The organism is Streptomyces sp. NPDC027672, from assembly GCF_055566335.1.
In genome coordinates this window covers 292,599-305,257 of record NZ_JBVHSO010000008.1, presented here as the reverse complement: position 1 = coordinate 305,257, position 12,659 = coordinate 292,599, and the positions used below count along the sequence as shown (strand labels likewise).

Sequence of the window (12,659 nt, the reverse complement as noted above, 5' to 3'; positions counted from 1 at the left end):
CTTTTTATCTCTGTGATCCAGGTCGTACGCTGAGTGCATGAGCACACGGGGCCGAGGGCTGCACGGCCATGTACTGGACACCCTCGGTCCCGCGATCACGGCGGGCGAGTACCCGCCGGGCAGTGTGCTGCGCACCGACGAACTGGCCCAGCACTTCGAGGTCTCCCGCTCCGTGATGCGCGAGGCGGTCCGCGTGCTCGAGTCCATGCACCTGGTCGAGTCCCGCCGCCGGGTGGGCGTCACCGTCCGCCCCAGAGCCGAGTGGAACGTCTACGACCCGCAGGTCATCCGCTGGCGGCTGGCCGGCGCCGACCGCCCGCACCAGCTCCGCTCGCTCACCGTGCTGCGCTCCGCGGTCGAACCCGTCGCGGCGGGCCTGGCCGCGCAGCACGCCACGGCCGAGCAGTGCGCCGAACTCACCGAGTGCGCGCTCGGCATGGTGGCCAACTCCCGCGGCCACCGGCTGGACCGGTACCTCGTCCACGACGTCGCCTTCCACCGGGCCGTCCTCAACGCCTCCGGCAACGAGATGTTCGCCCGCCTCGGGGACGTCGTCGCCGAGGTGCTGACCGGCCGCACCCAGCACGAGGTCATGTTCGAGGACCCCGACCCGGCCGCCGTCACCCTGCACGTCCGGGTGGCCGAGGCCGTCCGCGCGCGCGACGCCGTCCGCGCCGAGGAACTGACCCGGCAGATCACCGTGGGCGCGCTCCAGGAACTCGACATCCTCGCGCCCTGAGCCGGGCTAGCCGTCCAGGAAGTCGCCGTCCACGTACACCCACGCCCCGGCCACCCGCTCGAACCGGCTCCGCTCGTGCAGCGCACCGCCCCGGTAGGACGCGCGGAACGTCACCGTCCCCGTGCCGTGGAACGCCGACCCGTCCGTGGTGGCGAGGATCTCCAGCCCCGTCCACCGCGTCCGCGGGTCGAGGTCCAGCCGCTCCGGCCGGGTCCGCGGGTGCCAGGTGCGCAGCAGATACCCCGCGTCCCCCTTGGCGAACGCGCTGTACCGGGACCGCATCAGCAGCTCCGCGGTGGGCGCGGCCGCCGCGCCCGTGTGGAAACGGCCGCAGCAGGCGTCGTAGGGCTCGGGGAGTCCGCAGGGGCAGGCACGCGAGGTCATGACCCCATTCTGCCCGGGGCAGCCAAGGCGCCCGCCGCGGGCCGGGTGCACAGTGCCCCCGGGGCAGCGGAGGCGCCCGCCGACGGCCGGGTGCACAGTGGAAGGGCTGGACCGCACCACCGGCACAGGGAGGAGAGGGCGAGGATGACCGGACCCGCGAGCAGCCGGCCTCCCGCCGTCAAGGAGTGGCGGCTGAACCTGTACCTGTCCGAGCACGATCCGGACACCACGGCCCGGATCATCCTGGACACCGGGGACAACGTCCTGGAGAGCCACGCGGAGGCCCGCCGCAACCCCTACGACCCGGCGATGCCGGAGATCGGCGACGAACTCGCCGCCGGGCGCGCGCTCATCGCCATGGGGCGCCGGCTGCTGCGCGCCGCCGACGGCGACATGAAGGCGACCGGAGCGGCCGGCACGGACGGCCCGGCGCCGCTCTGGCTGCCCCGCGAGTGAAGGAGCCCGCCGTGCACTTCGGCGACCGCGCGGAAGCGGGCCGGCGGCTGGGCGCCCGCCTGGAGTTCCTCAAGGACCGGGACGTGGTGGTGCTCGGGCTGCCGCGCGGCGGAGTGCCGGTCGCCGCGGCGGTCGCCGAGGCACTCGACGCGCCCCTGGACGTCTGCCTGGTACGGAAACTGGGCGTGCCCTACCAGCCCGAGCTGGGCATGGGAGCGATCGGCGAGGACGGCGTACGCGTGATCAACCAGGAGGTGCTGCGCGCCACCGGCGTCTCGGCGGCCGGCCTCGCCGCGGTCGAGGAACGCGAACGCCGGGTCCTCGCCGAGCGCGGCGCCCGCTACCGCGGTGCGAGCCCTCCGGTCCCCGTCGCCGGCCGGACCGCCGTCGTGGTGGACGACGGCGTGGCCACCGGCTCCACCGCGCGGGCCGCCTGCCGCATCGCCCGGGCCCGGGGCGCGGCCCGCGTCGTACTGGCCGTCCCGGTCGCCCCGCGCGACGTCGCCCGGCGGTTCGGCGACGACGCCGACGAACTGGTCTGCCTGCACACGCCCGGGGACTTCACCGCCGTCGGCCAGTTCTACGACGACTTCACCCAGACCGAGGACGAGGAGGTCACCGCCTGCCTGCGGCAGGCCGCGGGCCGCCACCCGCGCCGCCCGGGCGCCGCCGGCACCGACCGGGAGGTGACGGTGCCGGCCGGCAGCGTACGGCTGGGCGGACGGCTCACCCTGCCGGACGGCGCGGGCGGTGTCGTGCTCTTCGCCCACGGCAGCGGCAGCAGCCGGCACAGCCCGCGCAACCGGTTCGTGGCCCAGGGACTGCACCGGGCCGGACTCGGCACCCTGCTGTTCGACCTGCTCACGGACGCGGAAGAGGCCGACCGGGACAACGTGTTCGACATCGGGCTGCTGGCCGGCCGGCTGCTGGACGCCACCCGCTGGCTGCGCGCCGAACCCGGCACCGAAGGACTCGCCCTCGGCTACTTCGGCGCCAGCACCGGCGCGGCCGCCGCCCTGTGGGCCGCCGCCGAGCCCGCCGCCCGGCCCGCCGCCGTCGTCTCCCGCGGCGGCCGCCCCGACCTCGCCGGGCCCCGGCTGCCCCAGGTGACGGCACCCACCCTGCTCGTCGTCGGCGGCGCCGACCCGCAGGTGCTCGACCTCAACCGGGACGCCCGGGCACGGCTGCGCTGCGAGAACCGGCTGGAGGTCGTCCCGCACGCCACCCACCTCTTCGCGGAGCCCGGCGCCCTGGAGCAGGTGACCGCTCTGGCGTGCGCCTGGTTCACCGGCCACATGGCGCCGGCGCACGTGTAGGCCGCGATCATGCCCGGCGGGCCCGTCACCCTGTTCCTCGGCGGGGACGTCATGCTCGGCCGGGGCGTCGACCAGATCCTCCCGCACCCGGGCGACCCGGCCCTGCGGGAGGAGTACGTCCACGACGCCCGGGACTACGTCGCCCTCGCGGAGGCCGCGAACGGCCCGGTGCCCCGGCCCGCGGACCCCGCCTGGCCCTGGGGCGAGGCGCTGGCCGTGCTGGAACGGGCCGCGCCGGACGCCCGGATCGTCAACCTGGAGACCGCCGTCACCACGAGCGGCGCCTTCGCACCGGGCAAGGGCGTGCACTACCGCATGCACCCGGCCAACCTGCCCTGCCTCGCCGCCGCCCGCCCCGACGTCTGCGCCCTCGCCAACAACCACGTGCTCGACTTCGGTCCGGCCGGCCTCGCCGAGACGCTGGACCGCCTCGCCGCGGCCGGGCTGCGCACCGCCGGGGCGGGCCGGGACGCGGACGCCGCGTGGCGGCCCGCGGCCGTCCCGCTGCGCACCGGCGGACGCGTCCTGGTCTTCTCCTTCGGCATGCCCTCCAGCGGCATCCCGCGCGGCTGGGCCGCCACCGCCGACCGGCCCGGCGTCGCCTTCGCCGCCGCGCCGACCCCGGCCGCCGCGGCCGACTTCGCCGCCCGGCTGCGGCGCACCGGACGGCCCGGCGACCTCGTCGTCGCCTCCGTCCACTGGGGCCCCAACTGGGGCTACGCCGTCCCGCGCGACGAGATCCGCTTCGCCCACGCGCTCGTCGACGCGGGCACCGACGTCGTCCACGGCCACTCCTCGCACCACCCGCGCCCGCCGGAGATCTACCGCGACCGGCTCGTCCTGTACGGCTGCGGCGACCTCGTCGACGACTACGAGGGCATCGGCGGCTACGAGCGCTACCGCGACGACCTGCGCCTGCTGTACCTGGCCTCGCTCGACCCCGGCACCGGCCGGCTGACCGCCGTGCGGATGGTCCCGCTGCGCTCCCGCCGCATGCGCCTGGAACACGCCACGCCCGCCGACACCGCCTGGCTGCGCACCACCCTGGACACCCACGCCCGCGCCCTCGGCACCCGAGTCGACCCCACCCCGGACCACACCCTCACAGCCCGCCCCGGGAACCGACTCACGGCCCGCCCCGGGAACTGACCCCGCACCCGCCCACCCGGAAACCGGCCGGCATCACCCCTCACACCCCGGGTGCGGCACTCCTCGACCAGCCCCGCGCCTCACCCTCGTCGATGAGGCGCCGCCCGGCCTTCCACAGGGAGGAGGACGCCTCCCCGATCACCGCCTTCCGGGCCCGGACATCGTCGGCGGTGACGCCCGGCGTGCGCCACGTACCGCCCCGGGCCATCCAGTTGAGGACAAGCGGCTGCAGCCGGTCCATGGCCTTGGCGAAGCGGGCCTCGGGAGTGCGGCGTTCCTCGAACTCGTCCCACAGCGCCCGCATGCGCTCTGCCTGGTCCGCCGGAAGCAGGCCGAAGAGTTCGTCGGCCGCGGCGACTTCCCGCTCCCGCTGACCGATCCCCGCCGCACCGTCGTAGAGAGGGGTGTCACCGGCGTAGATCTCCACGAGATCGTGCACCAGGACGAGCTGGATCGTGTGCCCCACGTCGATGGGCTCGTCGGAGTGCTCGGCGAGGACCGCGACCATCATCGCCAGATGCCACGAGTGCTCGGCGTCGTTCTCCCGGCGGTCCGCCGCGGCGAGGGGCGACTGACGCAGCACGGTCTTGAGCTGGTCCACCTCCACGAGGAACGTCAGCTGGGCGCGCAGTCTCTGGTCGAGATCGTCGGGAAAGGGCGTCTTCTCCGCGAGCAAGCTCCGCCGGTCATCGCTCATACACCCATGGTGACACGCACGGTCCCGGCCCGGGGAGGACTTCGGGACCGGCACTCCGGCCGCCCGCCTGTGCCCCGGGAAACAGAAAAACCCCAGGTGACCTGGGGTTTTTCTCTGGTGTCCGAGGGGGGACTTGAACCCCCACGCCCGATAAAGGGCACTAGCACCTCAAGCTAGCGCGTCTGCCATTCCGCCACCCGGACAAGGTGCCTGCCGCTGCGGGGCTTCCCCTTCGGCGGGGGTTTCCCTCGCGGCGACGAAGGAAACATTACCAGGCTTTCGAGGGTGGCCGATCACCCCCCGGCCCCGTCGCCGGCCGCACGTGAACGGGGTGTCACAGGCCGGGCCCCGTCTTGGGCCCGGAGCGGGACCGGGGAGAGGATGGGGGAACCACCAGCAGTGACAGCGGGAGGAAGCAGCGTGAGCGAGACGGACACGGCCAGGAACGTCACCGGCGAGGACGAGGTCGTGGACCTCTGCCGCGAGCTGATCCGGTTCGACACCAGCAACTACGGCGACCACTCCGGACCGGGCGAGCGCAAGGCCGCCGAATGGGTCGCCGAGAAGCTGGCCGAGGTCGGACTGGAGCCGAAGGTCTACGAGTCGCACCCCGGCCGCGCCTCCACGGTGGCCCGCATCGAGGGCGAGGACCCGTCCCGGCCCGCGCTGCTCATCCACGGCCACCTGGACGTCGTACCGGCCAACGCCGTCGACTGGACCCACGACCCGTTCTCCGGTGAGGTCGCCGACGGGTGCGTGTGGGGGCGCGGGGCCGTCGACATGAAGGACATGGACGCCATGACGCTCGCGGTCGTCCGGGACCGGCTGCGCAGCGGACGCCGGCCGCCGCGGGACATCGTGGTCGCCTTCCTCGCCGACGAGGAGGCGGGCGGCACCTACGGCGCCCGCCACCTGGTCGACCACCACCCCGAGCTGTTCGAGGGCGTCACCGAGGCGATCAGCGAGGTCGGCGGCTTCTCCTTCACCGTGAACGACCAGCGGCGGCTCTACCTCATCCAGACGGCCGAGAAGGGCATGCACTGGATGAAGCTGACGGTGGCCGGCACCGCCGGACACGGGTCGATGATCCACCGCGACAACGCCATCACCGAGCTGTCGGAGGCGGTCGCCCGGGTCGGCCGGCACAAGTTCCCGGTGCGCGTGACCAAGACCACCCGGGCCTTCCTCGACGAGCTGGGCGACGCGCTCGGCACCGAGCTGGACCCGGAGGACATGGAGGCCACCATCGCCAAGCTGGGCGGCATCGCCAAGCTGATCGGCGCGACCCTCTCCAACACCGCCAACCCCACCCAGCTCAACGCCGGCTACAAGGTCAACGTCATCCCGGGCGAGGCCACCGCCCACATCGACGGACGGTTCCTGCCCGGCCACGAGGAGGAGTTCCTCGCCGACCTCGACCGGCTGCTCGGCCCGCACGTGCGCCGCGAGGACGTGCACACCGACAAGGCGCTGGAGACCGACTTCGACGGCGACCTGGTGGCGGCCATGCAGTCCGCGCTGCTCGCCGAGGACCCGACCGCCAAGGCGATCCCGTACATGCTCTCCGGCGGCACCGACGCCAAGTCCTTCGACGACCTCGGCATCCGCGGCTTCGGCTTCGCCCCGCTGAAGCTGCCGCCGGAGCTGGACTTCGCCGGCATGTTCCACGGCGTGGACGAGCGGGTGCCGGTCGACGGGCTCCAGTTCGGCGTGCGGGTGCTCGACCGCTTCATCGACGCGTCCTGAGACCGCCCCCGGCCGTCGCACCGGGGGATTCGGGCAGCCGTACGAGCCGCACTGAGAAGGGTGAATGCGACGATCAGTTCGTAGCTTCATTAGTTCCTCCTCGTTGCATCTGATGTGACCCCGCGCCTTGGGGTCGCACTGTCAACTAGGAGGAAGAATGATCAAGAAGGTCGTCGCTGCCGCGGTCGCCACCGGTGGTCTCGTTCTCGCGGGCGCGGGTCTCGCCGTCGCCGACTCCGGTGCCCAGGGTGCCGCCGTGGGTTCCCCGGGTGTCGTGTCCGGCAATGTCATCCAGGTGCCCGTGCACGTCCCGGTGAACGTGTGCGGCAACACGATCAACGTGATCGGGCTCCTGAACCCCGCCTTCGGCAACACTTGCGTCAACGACTGACACCGGCTCCCTGAGGGGCGTTTCTTTGACGAGCCGTCGGCCCCGGAGCGCGCGCCGCGCGCTCCGGGGCCGACCGGCTTTCCGAGAACGAGGCACTGGTCTTTCCGGAACGGAAAGCAAGGAAGGCAGGGGGGAAACCAGCATGCGACAGAGCACGCGCAAGGGCCTGATGACCATGGCCGCCGCGACCGGCGTGATCGCCGCCGCGAGCGGGTACGCACACGCCGACTCGGGTGCCGCGGGCGCCGCCGGCGGCTCACCGGGCGTACTGTCCGGCAACACGGTGCAGGTGCCGGTGCACGCGCCGGTGAACATCTGCGGCAACACCGTGAACGTCGTCGGGCTGCTCAACCCGGCGGTGGGCAACACATGCGTCCAGCACGGCGGCGCCCCGGCCGGCCCGCACGCCGGCTCCGGCGGCTCGCACGCGGACGGCGACACCGGCGGCTCGCCGGGCGTCGGCTCCGGCAACACCGTGCAGGTGCCGGTCGACATCCCGGTGAACGTGTGCGGCAACAGCGTCGACGTGATCGGCGCCGGGAACACCACGGCGGGCAACGACTGCGCCGACGACGGCGGACACGGCACCCCGGGCCAGCCGGGACACCCGGACCACCCCGGCCGGCCGGGGCACCCCGGGAAGCCGGGCCACCCCGGACACCCGGACAAGCCCGGTACGCCCGCTCACCCGGGCAGGCCCGGCGGGTCCGGTACGGGCGCCCACCCGGGCACGCAGGGTGCCCACCCGGGCACCGGAGGTTCCACGGTCCACGGCGCCACGCAGGTCACGGCGCGGACGGCTCGCCCCGCCCGGCCCGAGGCCGGCGGCTGGCTCGCGCACACGGGCAGCGAGATCCCGCTCGGCATCGCGCTGCCGGCCGGCGCGGGCGCGGTGCTCGCGGGCGCGGTCCTCTACCGCAAGGCCCGGGCCGCGGTGTGACCGGAGGAATCCGGCCCGGAGCCGTGATCCGGGGCACTGGGCCGCGAGAACCGTGATCCGACAACCGTGACCGGACGACGGAGCGGGCCCTGCCATGCCGGCGGGGCCCGCTTTCCGTAGTGTCCGGTCACCTCCGCGGTGACGTTCCCGGAGTCACCAGGTGGCACGCACCTGGCGGATGATCCGCCGGCGCAACCGCACCTTGCGACTCCCGTCGCGCAACAGACTCAGTCGGTCCAACTCCCAGTGTCCGTACTCGGCATGATCCGTCAGCAGACGCGTCGCCTCCTTGCGGGACACCCCGCGCGGCACGTACACGTCGACAAATTCGTATTCCGGCATCGCATCTATTGTGCGGGGTGGTGCCCAGTACGGATAGCGTCTGCACTATGTCTGATGCTGCCCAGCCCACCGCTGCCGAGGTACGCGCCGCCGCCGAGGCGGTCAAGACCGCGCTCGACCGTCATCTCGCCGCGGTCGAACGCAGGTCGGGGGAGGACGATCCGGCCGTCTCGGAGGCGTTCAACCAGCTGGCCGCTGCCGCCGAGGCGTACGACGAACTGCTCTACGACCGTTACGACGAGGTCACGCCCTTCGAGATCCCCGGCGCCGAGGAGACGCTGCCGCCGTACGCCGGGCCCGGCGAACCGAACGCGATCAGCGTGCTGATCCGCCGCGACTACACCGTGGCGGAACCCCAGCGGCTGCTCGCCCAGGCCCAGCGGGTCGAGGCGGCGGAGTACGACGAGGGACCGGACGACGAGGCCGCCGGGTCCGTCCCCGGGGCGCTGGGCATCCTGTTCGGCGAGTTCGAACCCGACGAGATCGCCTCCCGGCACAAGGAGTTCGGTCTGGAGGAGGGCGACTCCACGCTCTGGGTCACGGCGGCGGAGGAACCACCCGAGGCCGGCGAGTGGCTGGCGGCGCCGTTCGACCACATCGACGCACAGGCGGTCGTGTGCCGGTTCGACGTGAGCGCGGTGTTCGACGACGAGGTCTCCCACGACGAGGACGACATCGACTTCGTCGACGAGGACGCCGACGAGGATGAGGACGGCGAGGACGGCGAGGAGCTGGAGCCGCTCGACACCGGCAAGTGAGCGGGCGGCGGTGCCGTAGGGCCTGGTACGGCCACGGCACCGCCGCCCGCCGCTCTGCGGCGCGCGAGTCCCGCGGGACCTCAGACGGCCTGCGCCCGCAGCAGGGTCTGCAGCCGGGTCGTACGAGGCTTGGCCGGCACCTCCGCGACCGCTCTCGGCAGGGCCTGCTCCACGCCGTGGACCACGGACAGATGCCGCTCGGCCCGGCCGAACGCCGTGTACACCCAGGGACGGCTGAGCGCCTGCGCGGCGTCGCCGGGCAGCACCACCACCGCCGCCGGCCAGCGGGTGCCGGCCGCCTGGTGCGCGGTCAGCGCCCAGCCGTGCCGGACACTGCCCTCCACCCGCTCCGGGGGTACGACGACGGGGCCGCCGGCGCACGTCAGGTGCAGCCCGTCGGCGTCCGCCTTCGCCACCACGCCCGGCAGCGTGCGGCCCGGCGCGGGGGAGTAGGCGATCCGGTCCCCGGGATCGAAGCCGCCGAACCGGCCCGGGCCCGGGTTGAGGCGCTCCTTCAGCGCGGAGTTCAGGGCACGGGTGCCCGCGGCGCCGCCGTGGCCCGGGGTGATCACCACGGTCTGGTCGGCCGGGACGCCGATGGCCCGTGGCACCGAGTCCGCGACTAGCTGCACCGTCCGGTGCACCGCCTCGCCCGCGTCCCGCACCGGCACGATGACGATCTCCTTGCCGGGCGCGGCGACCTGGTTCAGCTCGCCCGCGCCGATGCCGGAGACCAGCTCGCCGAGCGGACCGGGGTCGGGGACACGGGAGGCGATCTGCGGGCAGGTCCGGGCCGCGAGCAGGTCGGCGAAGACCCGGCCCGGACCGGCCGACCACAGCACCGCGGGGTCGCCGCTGAGCACCAGCCGGGCCCCGTCCGGCAGCGACTCCACCAGCATGGCCGCGCCCTCCACGTCGAGCTGGGGCGCGTCCAGCACGATCAACAGATCGAGTGCCAGGGCACCGTCCGCGTCCCGGCCCGGACCCTCGGCACCGGACAGCAGCCCGGCCACCGTGCCCACGCCCGGCTCGTCGGGACCGCCGCCGGACACACCCGGGCCCCTGCCCGGCTCGTCACGGTCGCCGCCCAGCTCGGGACGGTTCCCGCCCGGTTCGGCACGGTCACCGCCGCGCGGCGCGGGTGCTCCGCCCGGGTGCGCGGCCAGCCGCCGGTGTCCGTCCGGGGTGTGGCAGGCGGCGAAGGCCCGCAGACCCGCGGCGCGGGCGGCGCCGAGCAGCGCGGCCGGTTCCGCGCGGGCCGCCTCCCCGCCGGTGTGCAGCACCAGACCGTGCCCGGCGACCGCGCGGGCCAGCTCGGCGGCACCGCCGGACAGCCCGGCCGCGATCTCCTCCCAGGCCTGACCGGCCTCCGCGGCCAGGGAGTTGACCAGCCGGGCCAGACCGTCCGCGAGGCTCTCCTCGGCCAGCGCGTACCGCTCCAGACCGACCAGCACCCGGACCGGCCGCTCCTCCTCCTCGTCGTCCGGCTCCTCGTCGGCGCCGGTGTGCTGGGGTGCGGGGGCGCCGGGCTCCTCCAGGGCGTCCTGGAACGCCAGCGCCTCACCCTCGGCGAGGGCGTCCTGCAGCGCCCCGTCCGGGTCGGGCACGCTCTGCCGGCCCAGCGCCGCGGTGAGCGCGGGCAGTTCCAGGGCGGTGTGCCCGGCCACGGCCGCCTGCTCCAGCAGCCAGACGGTCAGCGCCCGGCCCCGCCGCTCGTCGCCCGGACCGCACGCGGCACCCAGCAGCGCCCGGGCGAAGCCGTCGGCCTGTTCCGGCCGCACCCCGCCGACCCGGAGCAACTGCCAGGGGTCCTCGCGGAGCACGGTGCCGGCGCCCTCGCCGAGGACCGCCGCGACCTGGGGAGCCAGGCTGTCGGGCGCGCCGCCCTCGGTCAGCACGGCGCGCACGGCGTCGACGGTCTCCGGCGCGGGTCCGGCGGGCGCGGCCGGGACCGGGACCGGCTGGGGCCTGCGCGCCGGTTCCGGGGCGGGGCGGCGCGGTGCCGGCGCGGGCCCGGCGAACGCCGTGGCCACCGGCTTCTCGCCGCTCTCCACGGCCCGGACCGCCGCGAGCAGGTCGGCCGCCGTGCCGCTGAGCTTGGCACCGCTGGCGATCCGGTCCCGCTCGGCCTTGCGCCGCTCGATCCGCTCGCGCTCGATCCGCTGCGCGGCCAGCTCGGCCGCAGCCTCGGACAGCCCGGCCGCGCCGGCCCCGCCCTCGGCGGCACCTCCCGTGCCCTCGGCGGCACCTTCCGTGCCCTCGGCGGCACCTTCCGTGCCCTCGGCGGTGTCTCCCTCGCCCTCAGCGGCACCTCCCGTGCCCTCGGCGGCGGCCTGCGCCTCCTGCCCGCCTTCCCCGGCCCCCACGGCGCCGGTGTCGTCCACAGCGCCGGTGTCCTCCAGGACGCCGCTGTCCTGCGCCCCGGAGGAACCCTCGGACGCGCCGTCGGCCGCCTCCGTACCCTCCGTACCCCCGGGACCCTCGGGCGCGTCCTCGGCCGCCTCCGCGCTCTCGGCCGCGACGCCTCCGTCCGTGCCCTGGTCCGGGGTCTCACGGGTGTCCGGCGTCCCCGGCCCGGCTTCCTCCGTGGTCTCCGGCTCCGTGCTCACAGCGTGCTCCAGTCGTGATCGGGGTAGCGGTGCACGGGCGCCGACACATCGTCCAGCGCCCGGCAGATCTCGTCAGGAAGACTAAGGGCCTCCACTGACAACGCCGCCGTGAGCTGCTGCGCGGTGCGCGCGCCGACGATCGGCGCGGTCACCCCGGGCCGGTCCCGCACCCAGGCCAGGGCCACCTGGAGCGGGCTGACCGCGAGCCCGTCCGCCGCCGTCGTCACCGCGTCCACGATGCGGGTCGCCGTGTCGTCCAGGTACGGCTCGACGAACGGCGCCAGGTGCTCGGAGGCGCCGCGCGAGTCCGCGGGAGTGGTGTGCCGGTACTTGCCGGTGAGCACGCCCCGGCCGAGCGGGGAGGAGGGCAGCAGGCCGATCCCGAGGTCGCGCGCGGCCGGCAGCACCTCGCGCTCCACACCGCGCTGGAGCAGCGAGTACTCCATCTGCGTGCTGGCCAGCCGGGTGCGGGTGCCCGGCGCCGCGAGCTGCCAGGTGGCCGCCTTGGCCAGTTGCCAGCCGCAGAAGTTGGACACGCCCGCGTACCGCGCCCGGCCGCTGCTCACCGCGAGGTCGAGGGCCTGGAGCGTCTCCTCCAGCGGGGTGTCCGGGTCGTAGGCGTGGATGTGCCACACGTCGACGTACTCCGTGCCGAGCCGGGCCAGCGAGGCGTCGAGGGCGGCGAGCAGGTGGCCGCGGGAGCCGTCGAAGCGGCGGTCGGGGTCGGGCACGCTGCCGGCCTTGGTGGAGACGACCAGGTCCCGGCGCGGCACCAGGCCGTCCATGAGCCGTCCGAGCAGGTACTCCGCCTCTCCGTCGCCGTACACGTCCGCGGTGTCGACGAGGCTCCCGCCGGCCTCCCAGAACGCTTTCAGCATGTCCGCGGCGTCGTGCTCGTCGGTGTCCCGTCCCCAGGTGAGGGTGCCGAGCCCGATCCGGGACACGCGCAGGCCGGTACGGCCCAGATGCCTCTGCTCCATGCGGGCGAGATTACTGGCCGGAACCGGTGCGGTGGGTGGCCTGTGGACAACCGGTCCGGCCGCGCTCCGCACCGCGTGGTGGCCTGTGGACAACCGCCGCCCACCGCGCGCTAAGGTCACGGTCAAGGGACGTTACTCACCGGTAAGGGGAA

13 protein-coding genes and 1 tRNA gene are annotated in these 12,659 nt (G+C 74.6%); 8 read left to right on the top strand and 6 right to left on the bottom strand.

Features of this window, described 5'->3' with window-relative positions:
• Positions 1 to 37 precede the first annotated feature (37 nt).
• Positions 38 to 739 carry a FadR/GntR family transcriptional regulator gene (locus ACZ4SV_RS21350; protein ID WP_365878637.1) on the top strand — a complete coding sequence of 234 codons (702 nt, stop codon included), beginning with the start codon at positions 38 to 40 and terminating at the stop codon, positions 737 to 739.
• 6 nt (positions 740 to 745) lie between these two features.
• On the opposite strand, the gene ACZ4SV_RS21345 is transcribed toward ACZ4SV_RS21350, so the two are convergent.
• Positions 746 to 1,123, bottom strand: coding sequence for a YchJ family protein (locus tag ACZ4SV_RS21345; RefSeq protein ID WP_468005995.1), 378 nt, complete (start codon positions 1,121 to 1,123; stop codon positions 746 to 748).
• Between the two features lie 144 nt (positions 1,124 to 1,267).
• Here ACZ4SV_RS21345 and ACZ4SV_RS21340 point away from each other — a divergent pair, with 144 nt between their 5' ends.
• The 3 genes from ACZ4SV_RS21340 to ACZ4SV_RS21330 are packed head-to-tail and all read left to right on the top strand — an operon-like array spanning position 1,268 to position 4,044.
• The gene (locus tag ACZ4SV_RS21340; RefSeq protein WP_365878641.1) at positions 1,268 to 1,579 is read left to right on the top strand and encodes a dsRBD fold-containing protein; all 312 of its coding nucleotides are present in this window, start codon (positions 1,268 to 1,270) and stop codon (positions 1,577 to 1,579) included.
• A gap of 11 nt (positions 1,580 to 1,590) precedes the next feature.
• The gene (locus ACZ4SV_RS21335) at positions 1,591 to 2,895 is read left to right on the top strand and encodes a phosphoribosyltransferase family protein (RefSeq protein ID WP_468005994.1); all 1,305 of its coding nucleotides are present in this window, start codon (positions 1,591 to 1,593) and stop codon (positions 2,893 to 2,895) included.
• Positions 2,896 to 2,904: 9 nt separating this feature from the next.
• On the top strand, positions 2,905 to 4,044 hold the full coding sequence (locus tag ACZ4SV_RS21330; RefSeq protein WP_468005993.1) for a CapA family protein: 1,140 nt from the start codon (positions 2,905 to 2,907) through the stop codon (positions 4,042 to 4,044).
• A gap of 40 nt (positions 4,045 to 4,084) precedes the next feature.
• Here ACZ4SV_RS21330 and ACZ4SV_RS21325 read toward each other — a convergent pair whose 3' ends face one another.
• Positions 4,085 to 4,741: an HD domain-containing protein gene (locus ACZ4SV_RS21325; RefSeq protein WP_397937059.1), complete on the bottom strand. Its 657-nt coding sequence runs from the start codon at positions 4,739 to 4,741 to the stop codon at positions 4,085 to 4,087.
• A gap of 115 nt (positions 4,742 to 4,856) precedes the next feature.
• Positions 4,857 to 4,944: transfer RNA gene (locus tag ACZ4SV_RS21320), tRNA-Leu, on the bottom strand.
• 217 nt (positions 4,945 to 5,161) lie between these two features.
• Between ACZ4SV_RS21320 and ACZ4SV_RS21315 the strand changes: the two genes are divergently transcribed.
• The 3 genes from ACZ4SV_RS21315 to ACZ4SV_RS21305 all read left to right on the top strand — a co-directional run bounded on the left by ACZ4SV_RS21315 (position 5,162) and on the right by ACZ4SV_RS21305 (position 7,818).
• Positions 5,162 to 6,487, top strand: a complete 1,326-nt coding sequence (locus tag ACZ4SV_RS21315; protein WP_365941586.1) for a M20/M25/M40 family metallo-hydrolase — start codon at positions 5,162 to 5,164, stop codon at positions 6,485 to 6,487.
• 157 nt (positions 6,488 to 6,644) lie between these two features.
• On the top strand, positions 6,645 to 6,878 hold the full coding sequence (chpH, locus tag ACZ4SV_RS21310; protein WP_365941585.1) for a chaplin ChpH: 234 nt from the start codon (positions 6,645 to 6,647) through the stop codon (positions 6,876 to 6,878).
• Positions 6,879 to 7,020: 142 nt separating this feature from the next.
• A complete protein-coding gene (locus ACZ4SV_RS21305) occupies positions 7,021 to 7,818 on the top strand; it encodes a chaplin (protein WP_468005992.1) in 798 nt (265 codons plus the stop codon).
• Positions 7,819 to 7,971: 153 nt separating this feature from the next.
• On the opposite strand, the gene ACZ4SV_RS21300 is transcribed toward ACZ4SV_RS21305, so the two are convergent.
• Entirely contained in the window at positions 7,972 to 8,160 is a 189-nt protein-coding gene (locus ACZ4SV_RS21300; protein WP_043407302.1) for a DUF5703 family protein, read from the bottom strand.
• A gap of 47 nt (positions 8,161 to 8,207) precedes the next feature.
• Between ACZ4SV_RS21300 and ACZ4SV_RS21295 the strand changes: the two genes are divergently transcribed.
• Positions 8,208 to 8,918, top strand: a complete 711-nt coding sequence (locus tag ACZ4SV_RS21295; protein ID WP_468005991.1) for a hypothetical protein — start codon at positions 8,208 to 8,210, stop codon at positions 8,916 to 8,918.
• An 80-nt stretch (positions 8,919 to 8,998) separates the two neighbouring features.
• Here the strand turns inward: ACZ4SV_RS21295 and ACZ4SV_RS21290 are convergent, their stop codons facing one another.
• Entirely contained in the window at positions 8,999 to 11,527 is a 2,529-nt protein-coding gene (locus tag ACZ4SV_RS21290) for a helix-hairpin-helix domain-containing protein (RefSeq protein ID WP_468005990.1), read from the bottom strand.
• Positions 11,524 to 12,507 carry an aldo/keto reductase gene (locus ACZ4SV_RS21285; RefSeq protein ID WP_365882227.1) on the bottom strand — a complete coding sequence of 328 codons (984 nt, stop codon included), beginning with the start codon at positions 12,505 to 12,507 and terminating at the stop codon, positions 11,524 to 11,526. The genes ACZ4SV_RS21290 and ACZ4SV_RS21285 overlap by 4 nt, the downstream gene beginning before the upstream one ends.
• Positions 12,508 to 12,659: the final 152 nt, after the last annotated feature.

Bases quoted from the DNA above. Each gene is read 5' to 3' on its own strand.
- ACZ4SV_RS21350 (WP_365878637.1), top strand. From the start codon at position 38: ATGAGCACACGGGGCCGAGGGCTGCACGGCCATGTACTGGACACCCTC.
- ACZ4SV_RS21345 (WP_468005995.1), bottom strand. From the start codon at position 1,123: ATGACCTCGCGTGCCTGCCCCTGCGGACTCCCCGAGCCCTACGACGCC.
- ACZ4SV_RS21340 (WP_365878641.1), top strand. From the start codon at position 1,268: ATGACCGGACCCGCGAGCAGCCGGCCTCCCGCCGTCAAGGAGTGGCGG.
- ACZ4SV_RS21330 (WP_468005993.1), top strand. From the start codon at position 2,905: ATGCCCGGCGGGCCCGTCACCCTGTTCCTCGGCGGGGACGTCATGCTC.
- ACZ4SV_RS21325 (WP_397937059.1), bottom strand. From the start codon at position 4,741: ATGAGCGATGACCGGCGGAGCTTGCTCGCGGAGAAGACGCCCTTTCCC.
- chpH (WP_365941585.1), top strand. From the start codon at position 6,645: ATGATCAAGAAGGTCGTCGCTGCCGCGGTCGCCACCGGTGGTCTCGTT.
- ACZ4SV_RS21305 (WP_468005992.1), top strand. From the start codon at position 7,021: ATGCGACAGAGCACGCGCAAGGGCCTGATGACCATGGCCGCCGCGACC.
- ACZ4SV_RS21300 (WP_043407302.1), bottom strand. From the start codon at position 8,160: ATGCCGGAATACGAATTTGTCGACGTGTACGTGCCGCGCGGGGTGTCC.
- ACZ4SV_RS21295 (WP_468005991.1), top strand. From the start codon at position 8,208: ATGTCTGATGCTGCCCAGCCCACCGCTGCCGAGGTACGCGCCGCCGCC.
- ACZ4SV_RS21285 (WP_365882227.1), bottom strand. From the start codon at position 12,507: ATGGAGCAGAGGCATCTGGGCCGTACCGGCCTGCGCGTGTCCCGGATC.